This is a genomic window from Faecalibacterium sp. BIOML-A1, from assembly GCF_009679715.1.
In the GTDB taxonomy this organism is placed as follows: domain Bacteria; phylum Bacillota; class Clostridia; order Oscillospirales; family Ruminococcaceae; genus Faecalibacterium; species Faecalibacterium taiwanense.
In genome coordinates this window covers 149900-171007 of sequence record NZ_WKZJ01000001.1, presented here as the reverse complement: position 1 = coordinate 171007, position 21108 = coordinate 149900, and the positions used below count along the sequence as shown (strand labels likewise).

General features: G+C 59.1%; 18 protein-coding genes and 1 pseudogene. 8 read left to right on the top strand and 11 right to left on the bottom strand.

Annotated elements, in window-relative coordinates; all coding sequences use genetic code 11:
- The first annotated feature begins 1 nt into the window (after window position 1).
- Window positions 2–1174 (top strand): Gfo/Idh/MocA family oxidoreductase, encoded by a 1173-nt coding sequence (locus GKG36_RS00920; RefSeq protein WP_097778203.1) that lies wholly within the window; start codon window positions 2–4, stop codon window positions 1172–1174.
- A gap of 220 nt (window positions 1175–1394) precedes the next feature.
- On the top strand, window positions 1395–2405 hold the full coding sequence (locus tag GKG36_RS00915) for a LacI family DNA-binding transcriptional regulator (protein WP_097778204.1): 1011 nt from the start codon (window positions 1395–1397) through the stop codon (window positions 2403–2405).
- Window positions 2406–2480: 75 nt separating this feature from the next.
- On the opposite strand, the pseudogene GKG36_RS15025 reads toward GKG36_RS00915, so the two are convergent.
- Window positions 2481–2645: pseudogene (locus tag GKG36_RS15025) on the bottom strand (macro domain-containing protein); the annotation flags it as partial.
- A 156-nt stretch (window positions 2646–2801) separates the two neighbouring features.
- Here GKG36_RS15025 and GKG36_RS00910 point away from each other — a divergent pair.
- From GKG36_RS00910 to GKG36_RS00900, 3 genes are all read left to right on the top strand, one after another.
- Entirely contained in the window at window positions 2802–4865 is a 2064-nt protein-coding gene (locus GKG36_RS00910) for a peptidoglycan-binding protein (RefSeq protein WP_154258625.1), read from the top strand.
- A 3-nt stretch (window positions 4866–4868) separates the two neighbouring features.
- A complete protein-coding gene (locus GKG36_RS00905) occupies window positions 4869–5561 on the top strand; it encodes a peptidoglycan-binding domain-containing protein (protein WP_097781966.1) in 693 nt (230 codons plus the stop codon).
- A 292-nt stretch (window positions 5562–5853) separates the two neighbouring features.
- Window positions 5854–7017, top strand: a complete 1164-nt coding sequence (locus GKG36_RS00900; RefSeq protein ID WP_044953423.1) for an aminotransferase class I/II-fold pyridoxal phosphate-dependent enzyme — start codon at window positions 5854–5856, stop codon at window positions 7015–7017.
- Between the two features lie 36 nt (window positions 7018–7053).
- Here GKG36_RS00900 and GKG36_RS00895 read toward each other — a convergent pair whose 3' ends face one another.
- The 3 genes from GKG36_RS00895 to GKG36_RS00885 form a co-directional block, all read right to left on the bottom strand.
- The gene (locus GKG36_RS00895; RefSeq protein WP_154258623.1) at window positions 7054–8016 is read right to left on the bottom strand and encodes a D-2-hydroxyacid dehydrogenase; all 963 of its coding nucleotides are present in this window, start codon (window positions 8014–8016) and stop codon (window positions 7054–7056) included.
- 21 nt (window positions 8017–8037) lie between these two features.
- Entirely contained in the window at window positions 8038–8676 is a 639-nt protein-coding gene (locus tag GKG36_RS00890; protein ID WP_154258621.1) for a hypothetical protein, read from the bottom strand.
- Window positions 8677–8763: 87 nt separating this feature from the next.
- Entirely contained in the window at window positions 8764–9489 is a 726-nt protein-coding gene (locus GKG36_RS00885; protein WP_097774769.1) for an NAD-dependent protein deacylase, read from the bottom strand.
- Window positions 9490–9576: 87 nt separating this feature from the next.
- Between GKG36_RS00885 and GKG36_RS00880 the strand changes: the two genes are divergently transcribed.
- Window positions 9577–10050 carry a methylated-DNA--[protein]-cysteine S-methyltransferase gene (locus GKG36_RS00880; RefSeq protein ID WP_097781971.1) on the top strand — a complete coding sequence of 158 codons (474 nt, stop codon included), beginning with the start codon at window positions 9577–9579 and terminating at the stop codon, window positions 10048–10050.
- Window positions 10051–10248: 198 nt separating this feature from the next.
- Here GKG36_RS00880 and GKG36_RS00875 read toward each other — a convergent pair whose 3' ends face one another.
- Window positions 10249–11256 carry a GDSL-type esterase/lipase family protein gene (locus GKG36_RS00875; protein ID WP_154258619.1) on the bottom strand — a complete coding sequence of 336 codons (1008 nt, stop codon included), beginning with the start codon at window positions 11254–11256 and terminating at the stop codon, window positions 10249–10251.
- A 345-nt stretch (window positions 11257–11601) separates the two neighbouring features.
- On the opposite strand from GKG36_RS00875, the gene GKG36_RS00870 reads away from it, so the two are divergent.
- The gene (locus GKG36_RS00870) at window positions 11602–12825 is read left to right on the top strand and encodes a 6-phosphofructokinase (RefSeq protein WP_005939849.1); all 1224 of its coding nucleotides are present in this window, start codon (window positions 11602–11604) and stop codon (window positions 12823–12825) included.
- 83 nt (window positions 12826–12908) lie between these two features.
- The gene (locus GKG36_RS00865; RefSeq protein ID WP_097781973.1) at window positions 12909–14141 is read left to right on the top strand and encodes a 6-phosphofructokinase; all 1233 of its coding nucleotides are present in this window, start codon (window positions 12909–12911) and stop codon (window positions 14139–14141) included.
- Between the two features lie 99 nt (window positions 14142–14240).
- Here the strand turns inward: GKG36_RS00865 and GKG36_RS14910 are convergent, their stop codons facing one another.
- From GKG36_RS14910 to GKG36_RS00835, 6 genes are all read right to left on the bottom strand, one after another.
- Window positions 14241–15557 carry a 2-hydroxyacyl-CoA dehydratase gene (locus GKG36_RS14910; protein ID WP_005939846.1) on the bottom strand — a complete coding sequence of 439 codons (1317 nt, stop codon included), beginning with the start codon at window positions 15555–15557 and terminating at the stop codon, window positions 14241–14243.
- A 50-nt stretch (window positions 15558–15607) separates the two neighbouring features.
- A complete protein-coding gene (locus tag GKG36_RS00855) occupies window positions 15608–18547 on the bottom strand; it encodes an acyl-CoA dehydratase activase (RefSeq protein WP_165852871.1) in 2940 nt (979 codons plus the stop codon).
- 352 nt (window positions 18548–18899) lie between these two features.
- Window positions 18900–19745 carry a HAMP domain-containing sensor histidine kinase gene (locus GKG36_RS00850; RefSeq protein ID WP_097774765.1) on the bottom strand — a complete coding sequence of 282 codons (846 nt, stop codon included), beginning with the start codon at window positions 19743–19745 and terminating at the stop codon, window positions 18900–18902.
- Between the two features lie 26 nt (window positions 19746–19771).
- On the bottom strand, window positions 19772–20509 hold the full coding sequence (locus GKG36_RS00845) for a response regulator (RefSeq protein ID WP_005939839.1): 738 nt from the start codon (window positions 20507–20509) through the stop codon (window positions 19772–19774).
- The gene (locus tag GKG36_RS00840) at window positions 20499–20804 is read right to left on the bottom strand and encodes a hypothetical protein (protein WP_101956483.1); all 306 of its coding nucleotides are present in this window, start codon (window positions 20802–20804) and stop codon (window positions 20499–20501) included. The genes GKG36_RS00845 and GKG36_RS00840 overlap by 11 nt, the downstream gene beginning before the upstream one ends.
- Window positions 20805–20872: 68 nt before the next feature.
- Window positions 20873–21100, bottom strand: a complete 228-nt coding sequence (locus GKG36_RS00835) for a hypothetical protein (RefSeq protein ID WP_154258617.1) — start codon at window positions 21098–21100, stop codon at window positions 20873–20875.
- Window positions 21101–21108: the final 8 nt, after the last annotated feature.

Genomic DNA, 21108 nt, shown 5'->3' with positions numbered 1-21108 from the left:
GATGGAACAGAAAAAAATCCGAATCGCCATTATTGGTGCAGGCGCGATCGCAGATGTACATATCAAGGCCTATCTGCAGTATCCGGATCTGTGCGAGGTGTGCGCGGTGTGCGACCTTTTCCCGGAAAAAGCCGAACAGCTCATTCAGGCAAACGGGCTGACCGCCGCAAAAGCCTATAAGGACTGCCGGGAAGCCATTGCTTCCGGCGGCATCGACGCAGTGTCCATCTGCCTGCCGCCGCAGATGCACGCGGAAATCGCCGTGGAAGCTCTGCGCAGCGGCTGCCATGTCATCTGTGAGAAGCCCATGGCCTGCTCACTGGAAGAGTGCGATGCCATGATCGCCGCAGCCAGAGAAAGCGGAAAGCTCCTAAGCGTGGTGGTGCAGAATCGCTGCAAGACCCCCAACCAGAAGGTGAAAAAGATCCTGGACGAGGGGCTCATCGGCAAGGTGCTGTTTGCCACTGTGGATTCGCTGTGGTGGCGCGGACAGAGCTACTACGACCTGTGGTGGCGAGGCACATGGGATAAGGAGTCCTCCGGCGCGATGGCGAGCCACGGTGTGCACCATATCGACCTGATGCAGTGGATGCTTGGAATGCCGGAAAGCGTGTACGCGGTCATCCGCAATGTAGGGCACGACAACTCCGAATGCGAGGATCTGGGCATTGCCATCCTGAACTATCCGGACAAGCTGGTGCGGCTTACCACCTCCATCGTGAACCATGACGAAGCGCAGCAGATACAGTTCAATGGCGAAAAGGCCAGCATTGCAGTGCCGTGGAACGTGTCGTCCAACGCCTCCATGGTCAACGGCTTCCCCGAGGAAAATCGGGAAGAAGAGGAAAAGCTGCAAAAATATTACGATGATCTGCCCGATCTCGAGCGTGAAGGCCACCCTGCCCAGCTGCTCAACTTCCTGCGGGCGATCCGTGGGGAAGAAGCTCTGTTTGTAGACGGTGCCGAAGGCCGCAAGACCATTGAGCTGATCACTGCCATCTACAAATCCGCCAACACGGGCACCACCGTCACGCTGCCCCTTACCGGTGACGATGTGTACTACCAGCGGGGCGGCTTTGCCAAGGTGATGCCTCACTTCCACGAAAAACACCGCAGCGTTGAAAATTTTGTAGGTGCAAAGCCTATCACGCTGGGGCGTGACGTGGGCAAGTGATGCGGCAGTGATCTGTCGGCTGAACCGGTCATTGTTCCCAGACACCCCTTGCGTGGAAGCTCCTGCGCAAGGGGTGTTTTTCGGATGCAGCGGCGGCGCGGGACCATCTTTGCACACCCGGCAGTTCCGGACGCAAAAATGGTTCACGGCAGCTTGACATTGCTGCCGTGAATATGGTATTTTTGTACCAACAAATCCAAGTAAAGGAACCTGCGTACAGATGAACATTTACGACGTTTCCAGAGAGGCAAATGTATCTGCTGCCACGGTATCCAGAGTGATCAACGGAAGCAGCAAGGTCAGCCCCGCTACCCGCAAAAAAGTGCTGGATGTGATCCATAAAAGCGGATATATCCCAAACGCCTTCGCACAGGGGCTCAGCCATGATACCATGCGTACTGTGGGCATCCTGTGCGTGGACCCCTCCGACCCGAATGCCTGCGGCAATTTTTCCATGGGGATCGGTTATGTACAGCGGGAGCTGCGCGGCTTTGATTATGATACCGTCATCTATTGCGTGGGCTACGATATGGAGGATAAGGCAAGCTGCCTGCAGACCATGTGCGACCGCCGCGTGGATGCCATTGTGGTGCTGGGTTCTTTCTTTGTGGAAGGCGACCCGGAAAAGAATGCCTGTATCATCAAGGCTGCTCAGCAGGTACCGGTTTTTCTGGTCAATGGCTACATTGATGCGCCCAACGTATACTCCTTCCGCTGCGGTGACCGCAAGGGCGCGTTTCAGGCGGTGAACCAGATGGCAAAGAGCGGTGCCAAAGACATCCTGTTTCTGCACCACAACATGACCGGCAGTGTGCGCAGCAAGCTGGAGGGCTATCAGGAGGCTCTGCACCAGAACGGGCTTACCGTGCGGCAGGAGTACATCTGCTCCTGTTCGCTGGATATTCAGGAAAGTGCTGCCGAGGTCGAGCGACTGGCCGAAGCAGGGCTGAAGTTCGACGGTGTAATTGCCACCGAGGACAGCATTGCGGTGGGTGTACTCAAGTATGCCCAGCGGCACGGCATTGCAGTGCCGGACGATCTGTGTGTGATCGGTTTTGGCAACACGAACCTTACGGAAAGTTGCACCCCAGAGCTGAGTTCCGTGGACAACAGTGTGGAGGCAGCCTGTGTGGCCGCAGTTTCCATGCTGATCCACAAACTCAAAAATCACCGTATTCCCTCGGAGCTCACTGTCTCCTCGGCGGTGGTGTACCGCAAAACCACCCGGTAAGAAGATGCCCTTCCTATCATCGTTGGCATGGCTTTGCAGCCAATCAGCCACTGTATCCACTGTAATTTTGGCAGGCCCGTCCGGCGGACAGCCATAAGCACCGGCAGAGACAGCCGGAGAAGCAATGCGGTGGATGCGGTGGCTTTTTGCCAGTTTCGGCGAATCGCGGCAGCAGCATGTCAACTGCCCGGCATCCTCCGGGGCACCGGATCCCAACGTTTTGGACGGAGTCCTGCACATCCATGCCAAACCCGAAAATGATGCCGATACCGGCAAACGCCGGGTTGCACCCCCGCAGGCGGTCGCTCACCGCCCAAAAAAGCTTGAAAGCACGGTTCAGAACTTGAAAAACTGCTGTTTTTCGGGGGGGATCGTGCGTTTATTTTTTTCTTTGGTTTGTGCTACCCTACCTGGCCGGAGCAGGCCCTGCGGGCCAACATCCACTGCCAGATCTCGCTGGCACTCAACCGCATCTACACCGAGTGGTACCCCAGCAAAGGCTACACCTTCAACATTACCAACTCCACCAGCTACGACCAGTATTACGTTCACGGACGCACGGTGTTCGATGTGATGGTGCGCATCACCGACGACATCTTCAACACCTATATCCGCAAGACCGGCACCTTAAACCCCTACTACTCTGAATACTGCGACGGTAAATCGGTCACCTGCCCGGGTCTCAAGCAGTGGGGCACCGTGACGCTGGCCAATCAGGGCCGTAACGCCTTGCAGATCCTGAAGTATTACTACGGCAACGACATCGAGATCATCCGCACCTCGAACATCCAGTCCATCCCCCAGAGCTACCCCGGTTCGCCCATCCGGCAGGGCGACAGCGGCACAGCGGTGTTCACCCTGCAGCGCCAGCTGAACCGCATCACCAAGGACTATCCCTTCCTCGGCCTGCTGACTGTGGACGGCGTGTTCGGGGCCAGGATGGCCGCCACGGTCAGGGCGTTCCAGAAGCAGTTCAACCTGACCGCCGACGGTGCAGTTGGACGGCAGACATGGTACAAGATCAGCTATATCTATGTGTCGGTCAAGGATCTTGCGGAGCTGACCAGCGAGGGCGAGGTATCCAGCGGCACTCTCTCGGACGGCACATGGGGCGGCACCGTGCTGCGCACCGGCTCTACCGGCAGTGCTGTGGAACAGCTGCAGTTCTGGCTGAATACGCTGGCGCAGTACACTTCCTCCATCCCATCGGTCACGGTGGACGGCGTATTCGGCAGCGGCACAGCCGCAGCGGTGCGGGCCTTCCAGCGCAAATACGGCCTGACCGTGGACGGCGTGGTGGGACAAAGCACATGGACCGGGCTGTACGACCAGTTCCGCAGCATCCAGTCCGACAACGGCACCCCCAATGCCTACCCCGGCACCGCCCTGCGGGAGGGTGCAAGCGGACAGAATGTGCGGCTGGTGCAGTTCTGGCTCAAGATCGCGCGCACGGTGTACTCGAACCTGAACAACATCACGGTGGACGGCAAGTTCGGCAGTGCCACCACAGCGGCAGTCAAGCGGTTCCAGACCTACTTTGGCCTGACCAGCGACGGTGTAGTGGGCCGCACGACATGGAACAAGCTATACGAGGTGTACAACGACATCGCCAACAAGCTGCTGTCGTCCAGCCTGCGCCCCGGCGAGTACCCGGGCGTGCTGCGCAAAGGCTCTTCCGGCACAGCGGTGCGGGAGCTGCAGTTCTACCTCTACCTCATGAGCGCCTACGAGAGCAGCATCCCGGCCATTGGCATCGACGGACAGTTCGGTGCTTCCACCGAAGCTGCCGTGCGGGCCTACCAGCGCTTTGCGGGGCTGACTGTAGATGGCATCGTAGGACGTACCACATGGAACAGCCTGTACGACAATGCATCCACTCTGCGGACATCCGGGCCGGTGGTCACCCTGAAACGCCTGCCCTACCCCGGTACCCCGCTCGCAGTGGGGTCTTCCGGCAGTGCAGTGCTCTACTACAGCCTGCTTTTGCAGCGCATTGCCTACTACTTTACCAGTGTGGAGAACCCTCCCCTCTCCGACCAGTACACCGACGAGACTGCCGCCGCCACCCGCAGCGCACAGGAGCTGCTGGGCCTGCCCGAGACCGGCATTGCGGATGCCGACACATGGACAGCTGTGGAAGCGCTGAGCCTGCAGCTCGCCGCCGAAATGCCCAACCCCGACCGCAGCATCGGGCATGGCCCGGTCTACCCGGGCCGGGCCATCGGCGCGGGCAGCGTGGGGCCAGACGTGGCGCAGGTGGAGACATGGCTGAACGGGCGTTCCTGCCTGTACTGCACCGAGGGCTATGTGACCGAGAACCGCTGCTTCGGCCCGGAAGAGACTGCCGCTGTCCGGCTGGCACAGCAGCGGGCCGGGCTGCTGGTGACCGGCACCGTGGACCGCAGAACATGGGCCGCGCTGCAGGCCCAGAGCTGCCCACACTGCAGCAAGGAGGAATGAGCGATGGCACGACTTCTGATCTATGATGCCTACGAGAACAAGGTATACACCTATGCAAACCTGAATGAGAACGACCCCATGCCCTACAGCACCGGCACCACCCTGCGGGTGCGGGAATTCCGGGGTAAATCTGCCAGCCCCACCCTGTGGACCACCATTGCAGCCATGGAAGCATGGAACCTGACCCGCCGCAAGTACGGCAAGGGTATCCCGGTGGGGTATGCCTTCCGCCGCATCTGGGAGGGCGGGCACGGCACCCGCAGCCAGCACTACGCGGGCGTATCCTTCGACGTGGGCCAGAGCCTGACCCGGACCGCCCGCACGGCCATCTACAACGCAGCCCGGGGCACCGGGGCATGGGGCTATGTGGAGCCGCTGAGCCAGACCCCCACATGGGTGCACATGGACCGCCGCTACGGCACGCCCGCCTGCAGCGGCACCACCGCCGGGTATCCTACCCTGAGGCGGGGAAGCCGTGGCTGCTATGTGATGATTCTGCAGGACGCGCTTTCCACGCTGGGCTACCAGACCGGGAGCCGCATCGACGGCATCTTTGGTGCCCGGACGGAGGAAGCGCTGAAAGGCTTCCAGCGGCGCACGAGCCTGCGTGTGGACGGTGTGTGCGGCTGCAACAGCTGGAAAAAAATCAGCACCGCCGTCATCGGCGTGGGACGGACAAAAACGACGATCGATTAGCAGAAACTCCCCCAATCACCTTCGGTGCCAGCCCCCTCGGAGATGGGGCCTTTGGCAAAACCGCAAGCTTTTCCTCTTCGCCAGAGGCTCCCTCATTGAGGGAGCTGGCAAACCCAAAGGGTTTGACTGAAGGAGTTCCCCCGTGAAACATCCTTCGCTTCCCATCACCGAAAGTTGAAACTTTCTCCCCCATCTGCCCTTTTCGTTGCGCAGGCAGGCAAAACGTGCTAAAATGGCTCTATTATTAAAATGGTTCATGTTGAAAACAAGAGGATTTGAGGGGTATTGTATCATGGAATTTTCCAAACGACTGGACTTGTTCGGCGACGAGATCTTCGCCGCACTGAACGAACGCAAGGTAGCTCTGGAAGCACAGGGCCGCACCATTTATAATCTGAGCGTCGGCACGCCGGACTTTGCGCCCGCCGAGCACATCCGCAAGGCCATGATGGATGCCGCTGCCGACCCGCAGAATTGGAAGTACAGCCTGCGCGACCTACCTGAGCTGCTGGATGCCGTGTGCGGCTACTACAAACGCCGCTTTCATGTGGAGATCACCCCGGATCAGGTGGCCAGCTGTGCGGGCAGTCAGGAGGGCGTGGGCCACATTGGTATGGTGCTGTGCGACGAGGGCGACACCGTGCTGCTGCCCACTCCCTGCTACCCGGTGTTCATCGCGGGCAGTCTGCTGGGCGGCGCAAAGCCGTGGTATTACCCGCTGACCAAGGAGCACGGCTTCCTGCCTTATGTGAAGGACATCCCGGAGGATGTGGCCCGCAAGGCAAAGTATATGATCGTCTCCCTGCCCGCAAACCCGGTGGGCAGCGTCGGCTCCCCGGAGCTGTACGCCGAGCTGGTGGCCTTTGCCAAAAAGTATGACATTCTCATCATCCACGACAACGCCTACAGCGACATTATCTTTGACGGGGCCGTGGGCAACAGCTTCTTCAATACGCCGGGTGCCATGGATGTGGGCGTGGAGTTCTTCAGCCTGTCCAAAAGCTTCAACGTCACCGGTGCACGCATCAGCTTTCTTGTGGGCCGGAGGGACGTGGTAGCCGCCTTTAAAAAGCTGCGCGGCCAGATCGATTTCGGCATGTTCCTGCCGGTGCAGAAAGCCGCCATCGCCGCCCTGACCGGCCCGCTGGACATGGTAAAAACGCAGTGCGGCCTGTACCAGCAGCGCCGCGACGCTCTGTGCGGCGGCCTGCGTTCCATTGGCTGGAATGTGCCGGACAGTCACGGCAGCATGTTCGTGTGGGCACCCATCCCGGCAAAGTACGCAAAGAGCATGGACTTCTGTCTTGACCTTGTGGAAAAGAGCGGTGTGCTGTGCACGCCGGGTTCCAGCTTTGGCCCGCTGGGCGAAGGCTACGTACGCTTTGCCCTCACCCTGCCGCCGGAGCGCATTGCCGAGGCGGTGCAGTCCATCAAGGCAAGCGGTATCCTGAACTAAAAAAACGGGAACGTCCATGCGGCGTTCCCGTTTTTTTTATGCGTTCACAATATTCTCTCCCGCGCCATCCAGCCATGTGCGCAGGTTGTTGGCAGTAATATCCATCAGCCGCTGCAGGGCTTCGTTGGTGGCCCACGCGATGTGCGGTGTCAGCAGGGCATTCGGCAGGCCGCGCAAAGGGCTTGCCTGCGGCAGCGGTTCAGTGCCAAAGGCATCGGCACCGTAAAAGCCAAGCTTCCCGTTTTTCAGCGCATCGGCCACGGCCTGCTCGTCCACCAGCGCACCGCGGGCGGTGTTCAGCAAGATCATGCCGGGCTTTGCCTTGGCAAGGGTGGCCGCGTTGATCAGCCCCTGTGTTGCAGGTGTTGCCGGACAGTGCAGGCTGAGCACATCGCTGCGGGCAAGCAGGGTGTCAAGATCCACGAATTCCACACCGTCGGCTTCGTACTCCGGCCGAACGGTACGGGTGCACACCAACACCTCCATGCCAAAGGCCTTGGCAATGCGGGCGGTCTGTCGGCCAATGCTGCCGTAGCCATAGATGCCAAAGGTCTTGCCCAGCAGTTCCACCTGCGGCAGCAGACCGTAGGCCGCAGGCTCCTCGGTGCGCCAATGGCCGTCCTGCACAAGGCGATGGTAACGGTCGGCGCACTGGCAGATGGCCAGCAGCAGGCTGAAGGTCATCTGTGCCACACTGTAAGTAGAATAGCCCGGCACGTTGGCTACCGGCACGCCATGGCGGCGGCAGGCCTTCAGATCAAGGTTATCCGTGCCGGTGGCAATGATGCCCACCCACCTGAGCTTCGGGCACTGGGCCAGAACGGCTTCGTCGATGAGGCACTTATTCAGGAACACGATCTCCGCATCCCCGATGCGCGGCACCACCTCTTCCTGCGCGGTGCGCCCATAGCGGGTGATGTCCGGCACAAGCGCCTTCACACCCGACCAGTCCAGATCTCCCTGCTGTATGGCATAATCTTCCAGAACCACTGCTTTCATTTCAACTTCCTCACTTTCACATCATACGGGATACAGTGCCAGCACGGTGCCCTGCGGGCTTTCGTGGCTTTCCAGCGCGGCATAGCCTCGAGCCAGCAGGATGGCAATGTGCACCCGGTCGGCCAGTGGGAGCCATACCGGCGGCACATTCTGCGCAAGGCACCCGGCCTGCAGCAGGAAACACGGTGCCAGACTGTCCAGCGGACGGATAGCCCGCAAAGCAAACCCCTGACGCAGATACAGCGGGATCAGCTCTTCTGCCGCACATTCCACCACGGCCCACCGTGCCCGCTGCCGGGCAAGAAACTCCTGCCGGGCAGCAGCCGCAGCCAGCAGCGGTGCAAGGGTCTCGGCGGCATGGCCGTCCGGCCCGGCTGCCGGGGTCAAAAAATATCCGCCTGACGTGCGGTTCCAGCCCAGAAAGCGGCGCAGCGCAGCCGCCGCTGCCACATCGGCATCCATGGGCAGCAGGATGCACCCAGCTCCCGGCACACCGCGTGTACTGTACATGCCCCACACCTCGCCTACCGTCAGCATCCGCAGCACCTCGCTGCGCGGACGGTACACACTGCTCACTTCGCTCTGCGCCAGCTGGCAGAATTCCTCCGCCGAAAGCCGCCTTACCTGCCGCGTGCGCGGCGGGTCACAAACCTGGATCATTTGGTTTCCCCCATTCTTTTTCAGTATGCATCCAGCATACCGGACCGGGGGCGAGAATCGGCGCGAAACAGGGCCGCTCTTTTTGTTTTACAGATCCAGCGTTACATCCTCGCTCAGCACCTGACCAATGGGCTTTGCAATGCACAGGTCGGCTTCCGCATCTGCCCCGGTGGGCTGCATATTGATGACCACCAGATGGTCGCCCCGGAAGTACCGGATCAGTCCTGCCGCCGGGTACACCACAAGGCTTGTGCCGCCGATGATCAGGGTATCCGCATGGCGGATGGCGTTCACCGCGCCGGACAGCACCTCCTCGTCCAGCCCTTCTTCATACAGCACCACATCCGGCTTGACGATGCCGCCGCACTCGGTGCAGCGGGGCACACCGGTGCTGTTGGCAATGAAATCCACATCGTAGAACTTACCGCAGCGGGTGCAGTAGTTGCGCAGGGTGCTGCCGTGCAGCTCGTACACCGTGCGGCTGCCCGCCGCCTGATGCAGGCCGTCGATGTTCTGGGTGACGACCGCTTTCAGCCTGCCCTCCCGTTCCAGCTTTGCCAGCCGCAGGTGGGCCGCGTTGGGCTTTGCCCCCTTCACGATGAGCTTATCGCGGTAAAAACGGTAAAACTCCTCCGGGTTCTCCTCCCAGAAAGTGTGACTCAGGATGGTTTCCGGCGGGTAGGCGTACTTCTGATGATAAAGTCCGTCCACACTGCGGAAGTCCGGGATACCGCTCTCGGTGGAAACGCCCGCCCCGCCAAAGAACACGATGCTGCTGCTTTTGGCAATGATCTCTTCCAATGCCTGTACCATAACAAAAAACGCCCCTTTCGCCGGATGTACATTTGTGTTAAGATAGCTTCAGTATAACACAAACTCACAGGAAAGGAAGCGCAACTTTTGAACGTCTGGTATGTGAACAGCATTCTGGGGACCTTCCGGCTGGAAGAGGAAAACGATGCCATCTGCGGGCTGACCCTCTGCCCGGACGGGGTGCCGGAACTGGAACCGCTGCCCCGCAAGGTGTGCGAGACACCGCTTTTACAGGAAGCCGAGGAGCAGCTGAACGAATATTTTGCCGGGGCGCGCAGGGAATTCGATCTGCCGCTGGCCCCCAAGGGCACCCCCTTCCAGAAGGCCGTCTGGGCCGAGATGAACAAGATCCCCTACGGTGAGACCCGCACCTACGGCCAGCTGGCCGCCGCTGTTGGCAAACCCAAGGCCAGCCGTGCCGTGGGCGGTGCCTGCCACTGCAACCCCATCGCCATCCTTCAGCCCTGCCACCGGGTGGTGGGCAGCACCGGCAAGCTCACCGGCTACGCCTATGGCGTGGAGATGAAGCAATATTTGCTGGAGTTGGAACAGCAGGAGTAATTTTATGATCGGAATGCCCTCCGCGTTCGCTCTGGGCATTTTCAGCGGAAAATTTATTTTATATTTGTGTTTCAGAAAAGCCTGCGGGCTTTTCTGAAACACTTTTTCACCGTAGGGTCGCTGTGGGAAACTGCATCATACACAAAAGAGCCATTGCACATCCATTTTGTGCAACGGCTCTTTATTTTTCACTCCGTTTTACTGTGCACTGTAAATGCTGCCCATCGTCCAGGAATTATCCGCGCTGTACTTGGCGTGGTTGCGCAGGTAGGTGACCCACGCGCCGTAGCCGTTGCCTGCAGAGAGATGCACGCCATCCGGCGCTGCAAGCATCTCCTTCAGGTTGCCCTCGCCGTCGGCAAGGGTCTCCCACAGGTCAAGGTAAACGCATCCCTTGCTGGCGGCCAGCTGAGCCAGCTGCTCGTTCACACCGCGCAGCACATCCGATGCAAGGCCGGGCTTTTCAGCAGCTGCCGAGGCTCGCACCGGCGGGATAGACTGCACGTAGATCACGCAGTCCTCGCCCAAAGCCTCGCGCAGCATATCCAGCATCTGGCCATAGTAGGCAAGGAAGCGGTCCGAAGCGCCCAGCGTGGTGAGGGTGTTAGTGCCCAGCAGGATATACAGCTTCTTGGGCCGGGCAGCGGCCAGCACATCCAGCGCTACCTCCTGCCCGCGGGTGGGGCTTTTGACTGCGCTGCGGTTCACAATGGCATCCGGGCCAACGCCGGTATAGCCGCAGATGAGTGCCCCGTCCAGATTGATCTGGTAATCCGAGAAGCCCACCGTCAGACTGTCGCCCAGAAAGGCTGCGTCCGCAAAGTAGCTCAGGTCCACCTGCCCGCAGCTGGGCTGGCGGATGACGCTGGCATCATAGGCTTTGACGGTGTAGGCCCCAGCGCTCTGCTTTGCAGGGCCAAAGTTCTCCAGTGTGACGGCCTGCCCACCGGTGCTGTCATCCTGTGCAGCACTGCTGCTATCCGCTTCGCCCTGCATGGGCAGCGGTGCCAGAATGTTCTCGGCAATGCCGCTGGCGTTGGTGGACGGGGTATCGTCCGCGCCCTCTGCGCCCTTTTCCAGAATGGCCGTGATGGCGTAGGATACCAGCAAAATGGCGACCACTGCGCCCAGAAAGCGCAGCTTGCCGCTGACTGTACCGCGCCGTGCTCGGCGCGGCGCAGAATGATACTCGTGTGAAATGCCCATGGTTTTTCCAACTTTCTCCATTTTTCCCGCACAGAAGGGGGTTTTATCCGCCCGGGGCTGTGCGTTTTTTATTTTATCATAATTTTTTTGCCTGTGCAACCAATTAGGTCTTGCATACAACAGGCAAAACAGGTACAATAAGGATGTGGTAATTTTGCACATTTTACAAAAAGGGTGTGCACATGCCGCAAACTTTTTTGTATCACTTGCAGCATCCGGTTTGTTTGCCGCACGGTCTGCGGGCAGTGCAGGGCCTTTAGACCAAACCCCACTCTGGCGGCGCGGAAGCCGGAACCTGCAGCGATGTACAAATGATAAGAATGAAATTTGCAAAAGGAGGTACTCATGGCCAAGAATGTGATCATTGGTCAGAGCGGCGGTCCTACCGCCGTGATCAACTCCAGTCTGGCAGGCGTGTACAAAGCCGCCTGCAGCCTGGGTGCAGACAAGGTGTACGGTATGAAATACGGCATCGAAGGTCTGCTCAAGGAAGAAATGCTGGAGCTGAACGTCCTGCTGGACGACCGCATGAGCATTGAACTGCTCAAGCGCACGCCTTCCAGCTACCTTGGCAGCTGCCGTTACAAGCTGCCGGACCCGGATGTGGACTCCACACCCTTCATCAAACTGTTCACCCTGTTTGACAAGTACGACATCTGCGCGGTGTTCTACATTGGCGGTAACGACTCCATGGACACCATCGCAAAGCTTTCCCGCTACGGTGAGCGCGTGGGCAGCAGCGTGCGGTTCATCGGTGTGCCCAAAACCATCGACAACGACCTGTGCCTGACCGACCACACCCCCGGCTACGGCTCTGCCGCCAAGTACATTGCCACTATTTTAAAGGAAGTCATCCGGGATTCCTCCGTGTATGACATCCGCAGCGTGACCGTGGCCGAGATCATGGGCCGACATGCGGGCTGGCTTGCCGGTGCGGCCTGCCTTGCGGGCGGCGACGACTGCGAAGGCCCGGATCTGATCCTGCTGCCGGAGGTGCCCTTCGATCAGGACAAGTTCCTTGCCAAGGTGGACGAGCTGCAGCGCCGCAAGTCCAATGTGATCATTGCGGCCAGCGAGGGCGTAAAGACCGCCGACGGCACCTATCTGTGCGATCTGGTGTCCACCGCAGGCCAGCTGGATGCCTTTGGCCACAAGGCCGTGCTCAGCGGCACCAGCCGTTATCTCTCCGACCTCATCCACGACAAGCTGAACTGCAAGAGCCGTGCCATCGAGTTTTCCACCCTGCAGCGCTGCGCCAGCCATCTGGCCAGCCGCACGGATGTGAACGAAGCCTACGCTGTGGGCGGTGCCGCAGCCGCCGCCGCCTTTGCGGGCGAGACCGGCCGCATGATCGCGCTCAAGCGCATTTCCGCTTATCCCTACCAGTGCATCACCGAGTCGGTGGATGTGCAGCAGGTGGCAAACCTTGAAAAGAAGGTGCCGCTGGACTGGATCAGCCCCGACGGGATGCAGGTGACTGCTGCCTTTGAGGAGTATGCCCGTCCGCTGATCCTGGACGAGGTGACCCCCGTTTACGTCAACGGCACCCCGCGCCACATCCGTCTGTAATCCCTTTTCCCGCGTCTGTTTTCGTGCATCCTGCACGTAATATTATATTGCCGAAACAGAAAAACAAAAAAGGAGAAATCATCATGGGTAAAAATGCAATCGTTGGTCAGTCTGGCGGTCCTACTTCCGTCATCAATGCAAGCCTTGCAGGCGTATTTGAAAGCTGCAAGAACCGCGGCGCAGAGATCGTTTACGGTATGTGCAATGGCGTTGCCGGTTTGCTGGAGGAGCGGGTGGTGGATCTTTCCACCGTGCTGACGGACGATCTGGACATCGAGCTGCTCAAGCGCACCCCGTCCAGCTTCCTCGGCAGCTGCCGCTACAAGCTGCCGGACTGGCATGAGGACGAGACCGTCTACAAAAAGCTGTTCGCCATTCTGGAAAAGCTGAACATCGGCTACTTCTTCTACATCGGCGGCAACGATTCCATGGACACCATCGGCAAGCTGGCCGAGTACGGCGAGCGCATCCAGAGCGACATCCGCTTTATGGGCGTGCCCAAGACCATCGACAACGACCTGATGGTCACCGACCACACCCCCGGCTACGGCTCTGCTGCCAAGTACATTGGCGTGGTGATGAAGGAGATCATCCGCGATGCCACCGTGTACGGCACCAAGTACGTCACCGTGGTGGAGATCATGGGCCGCAACGCCGGCTGGCTGACCGCTGCCGCCGCTCTGGCAAAGAGTGACGACTGCGAGGGTGTGGACATGATCTGCCTGCCCGAAGTGCCCTTCAATGTGGAACACTTCATTGAGAAGGTGCGCGTGATGCAGGAGAAGAAGCCCAGCATTGTGATCGCCGTTTCCGAAGGCGTGAAGCTGGAAGATGGCCGCTACGTCTGTGAGCTGGCCGACGATGTGCACGCAGTGGACGCCTTTGGCCACAAGGCCCTGACCGGTACCGCACGGTATCTGGCAAATGTGGTGGCCCGCAATCTGGACACCAAGACCCGCTGCATCGAGCTTTCCACCCTGCAGCGCTGCGCAGGCCATCTGACCAGCCGCACCGACATCACTGAAGCCTATCAGGTGGGCGGTGCTGCCGCCAAGGCGGCCTTTGAGGGCGTTACCGGCCAGATGGTGGCCCTGAAGCGCATCTCCAACAGCCCGTACCAGTGCACCACTGAGCTGCACCCCATCAGCGAGGTGGCAAACCTCGAAAAGAAGGTGCCGCTGAGCTGGATGAACGCCAACCACACCCAGATGACCGATGAGTTCCTGGCTTATGCCCGCCCGCTGATCCAGGCCGAGCTGACCCCGCTGTACATTGCCGGTCTGCCCCACCACATCTACATGAAGAATCAGAAGTGATCTCTCCTGCATTGATTTTTCTCAAGGCATGATGAAAGCCCGTCCGAGTTTTACGCCCGGACGGGCTTTTTGCATTTCGGTATTCTCCGCTTTAGAACATCAGACCGCTGCGCCGACTTTGGGCGCGCCGCCTGCGATCTCCTCTGCCGTCAGAGGCTTTGCCTCCACCGGGGCATTCAGGCGCTCTTTGGCCACTGCCAGCATCAGCTTGATGCGGTTTTCCTGATTGACCTTGGTGGCGCTGGGGTCGTAATCGATGGGGGTAATGTTGGCACTGGGGTACAGGGCGCGGATCTTGTTCACCATGCCCTTGCCCACGATGTGGTTGGGCAGGCAGCCGAAGGGCTGGGCACACACGATGTTGCCGTAGCCGCCCTGCACCAGCTCGATCATCTCGGCAGTCAGCAGCCAGCCCTCGCCCATCTTGGCACCCAGCGAAATGATGCCCTTGGGCTTTTCCACCAGCTCCTTGAAAGGGCCGGGGGCGTAGAAGCCTGCGTCGGCCTCAGCCTTGAGCATGGCGCGCTCGATGCTGTCCAGCCAGTTCAGGAACTGGTCAATGCCGATCTTCACCGCCAGCTTGCCGCCGTACAGGACGTGGTCCTCGCCCATGTTGAAGGCACAGTACTGCACAAAGCCCATCAGGCCCGGGAAGTTCACCTCACAGTCCTGACTTTCGAGGAACTTCTGCAGGTCGTTGTTGCCCAGCGGGCTGTACTTGACGTAAATTTCGCCAACCACGCCCACCTTGACCTTAGGCACCCGGGTAACGGGGATGGCAGCAAAGTCCTTTGCGATGAGGGGGAAGGTGTGCTTCATCTCCTTGGAGGTGTAGCCCTTGCCTGCCAGCAGCACGCGGCCCAAGCGTTCCACCCACAGGTCTACCATCTTATCGGCAGCCCCCTTCTCGTTCTCGTAAGGTGCCACCTGATTGCGCAAAGCGCACAGCATATCGCCGTAGAAGATGCAGGCCAGCGCACGGCGGGCCAGCGGCAGGGTCATCTGGAAGCCGCTGTCCTTTTCCAGACCCGAGAAGTTCAGGCTGGCCACCGGGATCTGCGGATAGCCCGCCTTGACCAGTGCCTTGCGCAGCAGATGAATGTAGTTGGAGGCACGGCAGCCACCACCGGTCTGGGTGATGAGCAGGGCGGTGTGATCCAGATCATACTTGCCGCTGTTCAGCGCATCCAGAAACTGACCGATGACCAGCAGAGCCGGGTAGCAGGTGTCGTTGTGGACGTATTTCAGGCCCAGCTGTGCCACGGCACTGCCGCAGTTGCCCAGGATCTCGCACTTGTAGCCGTCGTAACGCAGGGCGTACTCCAGCAGGCGGAACTGGGTAATGGCCATGTTGGGGATGAGGATGGTATGGGTCTTCTTCATCTCCGGGGTAAATTTGGGATAATTGTATTCCATAGGTTCCTCCTATGTTGCTTTCTTAAAAAGCTTTTTGCTCTATCTCTATTTTATTCTGCCTTTTCTGCGGCCACCTCGTCCCGCTCGTCCAGAGCAGCAAACAGACTGCGCAGGCGGATATTCACGGCACCCAGATTGGTGATCTCGTCGATCTTGAGCTGGGTGTAGAGCTTGCCGCCCTCCTGCAGAATTTCGCGGGTCTCGTCGGTGGTGATGGCATCCACGCCGCAGCCGAAGGACACCAGCTGCACCAGATCCATATCCTTCTGGGTGGTGCAGTACTTGGCGGCGGCATACAGGCGGCTGTGGTAGGTCCACTGGTTCAGCACACTGGTAGGGAACTTCTGCACCCGGTTGGAAATGCTGTCCTCGGTAACAACGGCAGCACCGTGGCGGGTGATGAGGCGGTCGATGCCGTGGTTCACCTCGGGGTCCACATGGTAGGGGCGGCCTGCCAGCACGATGATGCGCTTGCCCTGACGGCGGGCTTCATCGATGATCTCGCTGCCCTTCACGCGGATCTTTGCCATGTGGGACTCGTATTCCGCATAGGCGGCATCCGCTGCGGCCTGCACCTCTTTTTCCGAGATGCCGCCGAAGTACTTGGGCAGGATGTTCTTTGCCATCTTGTGCACAAAGTCCTTAGGGCGGTGGATGCCCACATAGTCATAGATGAACTTGGTGCCCTCCAGCTCCGGGCAGTTGCCTGCCAGAACCTCGGGGTAGTAGGCCACCACCGGGCAGTTATAGTGGTTGTCGCCCAGGCCCTCGTCCACATTGTAGGTCAGGCAGGGGTAGAAAATAGCGTCCAGCTGCATCTGGCTCAGGGCCTTGATGTGGCCGTGGCTCAGCTTTGCCGGGAAGCAGGCGGTATCGCTGGGGATAGTAGCCTGACCGGCGAGGTACAGGCCGCGGCTGGACACCGGGCTGGTGTGCACCGCAAAGCCAAGCTTTGTCCAGAAGGCCCACCAGAAGGGCAGCAGCTCGTAGAAGCCCAGACACAGCGGGATGCCGATGGAGCCGCGCTTGCCGGCCACCGGCTTATACTCGGCCAGCAGCTGCTGCTTGTAGGCGTAGAGGTTCAGGCTGTCGTCGGCACTCTTGCCGGTCACGGGCTTGTCGCAGCGGTTGCCGGAGATGTACTTGCGGCCATCCGCAAAGGTGTTGACGGTGAGCTGGCAGTGGTTGCCGCAGCCGCCGCACTTGACGCTGACCACCTTCTGCGCAAAGGCTTCCAGCTCCTGCTCGTTCATCATGGCAGAAGCAGTCTTGTGGGCCTTCTGGCTCTGGCGCAGGCCGAACAGAGCCGCACCGTAAGCGCCCATCAAGCCGGCAATGTCCGGGCGGATGACCTCCACGCCCATCTCCTTTTCAAAGGCGCGCAGCACGGCTTCATTATAAAAGGTACCGCCCTGCACCACGATCTTGCGGCCCAGCTCTTCCGGGCTGGATGCGCGGATGACCTTGTACAGTGCGTTCTTGACCACGCTGATGGACAGACCAGCCGAGATGTTCTCGATGCTTGCACCGTCCTTCTGGGCCTGCTTGACCGAGCTGTTCATGAACACGGTGCAGCGGCTGCCCAGATCCACCGGACGGTCTGCGAACAGGCCCAAGCTTGCAAATTTCTTCACGTCATAGCCCAGTGCCTGTGCAAAGGTCTGCAGAAAGCTGCCGCAGCCGGAGGAACATGCTTCGTTCAGGAAGATGTTGCTGATGGCACCATCTTCGATCTTGAAGCACTTCATATCCTGACCGCCGATGTCGATGATGAAATCCACATCCGGCATAAAGTATTTTGCAGCGGTAAAGTGCGCCACCGTTTCCACCAGACCGTAATCGCAGCGGAATGCGTTCTTCACCAGCTCTTCGCCGTAGCCGGTGGTGGTCACGCTGACCACCTGCAGGCCCGGGTGCTCCTTGTAAATTTTGAGCAGCTGTTCCCGGATGAGGGGCAGCGGGTTGCCGAGGTTCGGTTGATAGTTGGTGTAAAGGATCTGGCTCTTCTCGTCCACCACCACCAGCTTGACGGTGGTGGAGCCGGAGTCGATGCCGATATGCACCGGCCCGCACTGCGCGCTGAACGGCACACGCGGCACACTGTGGGACATGTGGCGGGCGTGGAACGCCTCATACTCCTCCTTGCTGGCGAACAGCGGTGGCTCGCTGGCGTAGGTGGCAGTGGCAGCATACTGATCCAGCGCATCGGCCACCTCAGACAGAACAAAAGCCTTGTCGGCATAGAGGGCAGCGCCCAGTGCCACATACAGCAGGCTGTTCTCCGGGCAGATGCCGGTCACGTTCAGCGCTTCGTCAAAGCTCTTGCGCAGCACGCTGCTGAAGGTGAGCGGGCCGCCCAGATACAGGATATTGCCCTTGATGGGACGGCCCTGTGCAAGGCCTGCAATGGTCTGGTTGACCACAGCCTTATAAATGCTGGCAGCAATGTCCTCGGTGCGGGCACCCTGATTGATCAGGGGCTGCACGTCGCTCTTGGCAAACACGCCGCAGCGGGACGCAATGGTGTAGGTGCGCTGTGCGTTCTCTGCTGCCTTGTTCATCTCGTCGGCACCCATTTTCAGCAGGGTGGCCATCTGGTCGATAAAGGCACCGGTGCCGCCGGCACAGCTGCCGTTCATGCGCACCTCGGTACCGTTGGTCAGAAACAGGATCTTGGCATCCTCACCGCCCAGCTCGATCACGCAGTCGGTGGCAGGCACAAAGCGCTTGACCGCCACGCGGGTGGAGAACACCTCCTGCACAAAGGGCACGCCGCAGCTGTCGGCCAGACCCATGCCCGCCGAACCGGAAATGCTCAGCAGCGCCTTCTGACCGTGCAGCTGCTCGGCATCGATGCGGCGCAGCAGCTCCTGCGCCTTTTCCAGAATATGGCTGTAATGCCGTTCGTATGTAGAATACAGCAGCGCATCATGTTCATCCAGCACCACACACTTGATGGTGGTACTGCCGATGTCAAGACCTACTCTCACGTTGTTTTTCCTCCTAAGGACAAATGCCGGAGGCAAAGCCCCCGGTGGACGGCAAAATCAATTTCTTTGCCAAAAATTAGTTTGTTAACGAATCATTTTGTCAATTCGCATACAAATGTATTATAATCCAATTTTGCGGCACAATCAATCAGCGTTCTTTATTTTACACAGAAAAAATAGTATTTTCCGCTCAAAAAGTTAAACATTTTGTGAACTTGTCGCTTTTTATGCGGCTGCGCCGGTGTCTTGGCAAAGGTTTTTAACCTTTGCCAACAAAAAAGGACTGCCGCACAGGAGCATCTCCCCCGCAGCAGTCCTTTTTCATTATTATAATGCAATCATGCAGCATGCATCACAGCTCGTCCGGGTCGCCGCGCTCCGGCATGGTACGCAGCTCCCGCACCAGCATATTGCGCAGCTGGTACTGATGCTGCTGTGCCTGTGCCGTATCGCCGCCCGTATGCAGCTCTACCGTCGGCTCCGTTATGCGGTCGGTGCACAGCGGAATGGTCACCACTGCCTGTGTGCCCTTTTCCGGTGCGCGCTCCACCCGCAGGCCCCAGCCCATACGGCGGCAGCACTCGCGGCAGAGCAGCAGGCCCAGCTTTGCGCCGCCCAGAAAGCAGCGCCGGTTCTCCAGCCATGCATCCTCGCCTGCTTCCGGCAGGCCGCAGCCATTATCCATCACCGTCAACTGCCAGAAGCTTTCGCTGCGGCGCAGCATCAGCCGCACTTTGCCGCCCGCACTGCAGGCCCGCAAGGCATTCGAAAGCAGATGCAGGCACAGCAGTTCTGCATCATTGCGGTCCGCCATGACCCGGCAGGCTGTCCAGCCGCCATAGTCCAGCGTCAGTTCCACCCCAAGCTGTGCCTGCACCATATCGGCCTGTGCGGCGACCTGCTGCAGCAGCTGGCACAGGTCCAGCGGATAGAGCCGCGGGTCTTCCTCGGTGCGCAGAAAATCCAGCAGCGACATCACTTCGTTCACAGTGCGGTCCAGCCTTGCCGACGCAGCGCTGATATCGTTCACCGCCTGCCGGGTCTGCTGGTCGGCACCCACATGCGCAAGGTGCTGGTCCAGATATTCGCAATTGCGTCCGATCAGGCCCAGTGCATGGAAGCATGCCTGTTCCACATCCTTCTGCGGGATCGCCTGCGCGGTCAGTGCACCCGCCTCGTTCTGCCGCATCTGCTCCATACCCTTGCGCCTCCTGTGTTTTATGCTCAGTCGTCCTTCTGACGCTGAAGATAATTCTTGACAGTGTAGATCAGTTTACCAGTGGTAGGTTTCTCGTCCGCAAATCCGCTTTCGTCCTTGAAGCGCAGCCACTTGGCCGAGGGCTTTGCTTCCAGCTGGTCGATCATACGCCGGATGCCGCTGTCCACAGCAGAGACCGACACATCGTACTGCTCGCTCACCGCCTGCAGGATCTCCTTGCGGATGGCCAGCTTCTGGCTGGTGCCGTACACCACGCCCACCGCACAGGAAAGATAGTTGCAGTTCACGTCCGGCAGCTGGATGCCCCAGCCCTCGTACAGTTCCTGACACTTGCGTTCCATGCGCTGGCTCTGCCGTCCCGGCAGGCGGTACAGCTCCCACAGCAGGTTCTTCAGTTCGGCATGGCCCACATAGCAGAATCCATCGCCCGATTCCAGACAAATGGCACTCGTATTCTGCCGCCTGCCCTCATCAAACAGAACAACATTCGGTTTGGGATCCATGCTGCGGATATTCATTAAAAACTCCAGCCCGCTCATATCTTCCAGCTGGCTGCAGAGGATCACAACATCAAACTGACGGCCCTGACGCAGCTGTTCCAGCAGACGGCCGCCGTTCTGGAAGCAGGTGCACTCCAACGCAGGGCTTTGCTCCTGCAGGTAGTTCTTTTCCACCCGCAGCTCCTTGCGGTCGTAGCTTCCAAGGGCGATCTGCAGCGTTTTTGCTGTGTGCTCACTCTCCACGCAACGCGCCGCCTTTCTGCCTGAGCTGTTCTGTATCGGTCAGTTCTTCTACCACATCCTGCCAGATCTCCGGCTGGACGCCATTCTCACACAGATAGCGCAGGATCCGGTAGCAGAACTCTGGTGCAGCTGCAATGTAGCAGCTTTGCATGTACTGCCGGTTCCCGGTACGGCAAAGCGTCAGGCAGCAGCCGTTTTCGTTGCCTGTATCCATTGAGTATACCAGCGTATATGCTTTCTGCAACCCGTCGATTGCCGAAAACTGACGGATCATAGGTGAAAATGTACGTTCCATAATTTTTCCTCCCTTGCTACAAGGTTCTGCGACGTTTTCAAGGCATTCCTTGTTTTTCTTATCTTATTTTAAAGAGCAGAGAGGGCTGGTTCAATCCTGAAAAAGCGTCTAAAAACATCAAAATCACATTCGTTGCATTTTTTTGTCGTGTTTTTCTGCGCCGCGACACATTTTATTTTGTGCTTGCGGTTCATCGCAGATTTTTTGCGTCGTATTGGCAGTGTAATTCTGCTTTCGCGATGCTTTTCTGTTTTATCAGGATCTTCCGCTATTAAAATAGCACGACGGCGACGCAAATTCAACC